Raw genomic sequence first — 2010 nt, 5'->3', positions numbered from 1 at the left:
GTGTGCCTGTTTTTATTGCTTTTTGTCGTTATTTTGGCATTCCATGTCGGCAAATTGCTAACCGCACCCACGCCTTTGCAGAGTGTTCCGCAGATGGAGGCCAAACCTGGATGTCAGTGGATTTGGGTGGGGCACCTGTCGAGGCAACAGAAATTCTGCCTGACTTCCAGCCCACCAGGAAGGTCAGTGCTTCCGGTACTGAGTCCAGGCAGAGTAGACAACTCCTGAGTGATGTCCTGAAAGGGGCTGATTTAGCACAACAGCAAGCTCTGGCAAAAGCCTGTGGCATGAGTTTTGAGGGACTGAAAAAAACGCTGGAGACAAACGGTGCATTGCCAAAAATCAATCTGAGTACTCTCGAAATTGTAAGGAACCTATGGCAGAGACTGGATTTACCCGGTTTTTCCGTGGGTGTCTCAATGTTACTGGAGATAGAAACATTGAGTGAAGACGAAAAGACATTGATCGGCGATCTGCCTCCCAACGTGAAATGTTGCTATAAACCGATGTCGTTGGCATTAAGAGAAATATTGCCCAACAGTGATGCAAACCAGGTCATTGAACTGCTCAAGTCATTGCACTCAAAAATGGTTGTTCAGAGCGGAGCAAGCCCACAGCAGTGGTTGAGTTCAATGTTGTACATTCTGAAATACAGCAACTTAGCCGAGCCTTCGGTTATTCGCTTTGCCCATGAAGCTCTGACTTCGGGCTGGCTGGATCCACAGCCGATGTATGAGAGTTATATTGCAGATGCCCTTCAGCACCATGAGCTATTGATGCGTCTGAAAGATGTCGATGAACTGGAGGTTGAAGCCGCTCATTCTCTGAAAAAGTGGTATCAGGCATTGCTGTCCGGGGAAAAAAATAGCCAGGAATGGCGGTTGGCTTATAAAGTCATTCAGGAGAAAGAAGTCGGTGCCTTTTTCGTCACTCATTGTCATGAAGGGTTTTCGCCCTTCTTTGAAGAGAACATTGCCAATCCATCTTTAAAGGACGTCTGGACGGACCAACCTGAGGGCGTCCCGAATATAGAACGAATGCTGGTGCGCCATCCTGCGTTTGCAAAGTTAAACTCGGCCAAGGCGAACCACCGTCCGGTGATTATCTTGGGTAAACCTTTCTGGGAAAACACATTAATTAATAAAAAAGTCGAGGCCCTGTATCAACTAAAAGTCGAGAAGAGCCCGAATCTAAAGCAGTTATTGGCAAGATACAGAGAGTCTCGTGCGACGGAAAATCAACGCAACAGGGAGCTGAATGCATTGACCAGACACATCAGTGATCTGAAAAAAAACAATCGTCAAAAAAGAAGTTACTACCGACGTCACAACCAGGATGCTTCTCTGGATCGGCTGTTTCGAGCTGAAGAAAAAGAATATGAAGAACAAAAGCGTGCTATCGACGAAAAGTACCGACCTATTCTGAGGGCCTGTGAGCTTTCACCCGAGGACAGAGACCTTTTTAGCAATTTGAAAACCAAATGCAAACAAGCGATTCTTCAGGCCTTCAGTCATTACCTGTATGGGTTGACACACTCGAAGGGTGGTCGTTTAACGCTTTGTTGGGCCAATGCAACCACCGGGTTTAACCATCATTCGAACAACTATGGCGCTCACGACCCATCTTCACCAGAAGAGCTCTCTGCCATGATGTCTGAAATCAATAGATCCTGGTGTTTTGAGGGCTCTCTCAGGAAAACCTACTTAAAGCAGGCACTTAAGGCCAGTGACGCTCTGGTGCTTAAATCCGCTGAGCTGACAACCATTGCCGAAGAGTTTTTGAGCAGCGTGAATTTGAATTCATTGTCTGACTCATTGGATAAGTGATACGCCACTGGAACTTTCATCCTGTCTGAAGGTCATATAAGCAAACAATTTAAATGCAGTCCTTCAGATCACAGGAGAGAGGTTGACGATGGATGGTCGGATTGGTGGGGAAGTAAAGAAACCCGTTCCTGGCAGCGGCGTGCCAGCCGATGCAGCAAAGCTGGAGTTATCGTCAAAAAAGAAT

General features: G+C 46.8%; 1 protein-coding gene. It reads left to right on the top strand.

Annotated features, from left to right (window positions below; genetic code table 11):
• On the top strand, positions 1 to 1826 hold a 1826-nt coding region (locus tag KDK18_RS09395), incomplete at its 5' end, for a transglutaminase-like domain-containing protein (RefSeq protein ID WP_257254645.1).
• Between the last annotated feature and the right edge of the window lie 184 nt (positions 1827 to 2010).

Source organism: Endozoicomonas sp. SESOKO3, from assembly GCF_024606255.1.
This window is presented reverse-complemented; position numbering and strand designations above follow the sequence as displayed.